The organism is Streptomyces sp. SM1, from assembly GCF_002910825.1.
Lineage (GTDB): Bacteria > Actinomycetota > Actinomycetes > Streptomycetales > Streptomycetaceae > Streptomyces > Streptomyces okerensis.
Genome location: NZ_NEUB01000159.1, coordinates 1 through 921, shown reverse-complemented (window position 1 = coordinate 921; position 921 = coordinate 1). Strand labels below are relative to the sequence as shown.

Annotated in this window: 1 protein-coding gene; it reads right to left on the bottom strand. The window is 75.5% G+C overall.

Annotated elements, in window-relative coordinates:
- Window positions 1–921, bottom strand: a 921-nt coding sequence (locus B9S61_RS03590) for a CDP-glycerol glycerophosphotransferase family protein (protein ID WP_146064695.1), incomplete at both ends; no start/stop codon positions are given.

Genomic DNA, 921 nt, shown 5'->3' with positions numbered 1-921 from the left:
GTCCAGGGGGACGACCGGCGGGAGGTCGCTCTCCCCGAGCAGGACCCGGCGTACGACCCGTTCGGCGGCCCGGCCGTCGTCGTGCGGGCAGAAACGGTCGCGGAACGCCGCGCGCAGCCGGGCGGAGCGGGCGCCGCACCAGTGGCCGGAGGTGAAGATGTCGATCAGGTCGTCCTCGCTGCCCGCGACCGCCCCCGGCGGGACGGTCCGCGGATCGAAGTAGAGACCGCGGGCCGCCTCGTACGCCTCCCAGTCGCCGGCGTGCAGGACGACCGGCCGGTCCAGGACCGCGTAGTCGAACATCAGCGGGGAGAAGTCCGTGACCAGGGCGTCCGAGGCCAGGCACAGCGAGGCCAGGTCCGGATGCCCGCTCACGTCCAGGACCCGGTCGGAGGCGGCCTCGAGCGGCCCCTGCCGCGGGTGGTGGCCGCGGGCCAGGACGACGAACCGCGGGCCGAGCCGGCGCACCACGCGCTCCAGGTCGAGCAGCCGGGGCTGGGTGCGGAGGTAGTCGCGGCGGGCCGGCGCGTACAGGACCGCCACCGAACCCCGCGGGATGCCCAGCGACTTCCGCAGTCCGGCGACGTCCGCTCCGGTCGCCGTGTGGAACCGGTCGGTGCGGGGCCTGCCGTACTCCAGGGTGGTGTAGCGGCCGGGGAACACCCGTTCCCAGGTCAGGGTGGAGTGGCGGTCGGCGGAGACGACGTAGTCCCACTGGTCGACGCCCGCCAGCACCCGGGCGAAGTCGGTGTCCCGGGCCGCCGCCGGACGCTCCTGGAGGTCCAGGCCCTCGTGCCCGAGCGGGGTGCCCCGCTGGACCCGGACCAGGGTCTGGCCCCTGCGCTTGACCAGGCCGGGTTCCGTGTCGGTGTCGGTCACCAGGTACGCGGAGCGGGCCAGCGCGGTCCAGTGGGCGGCCGT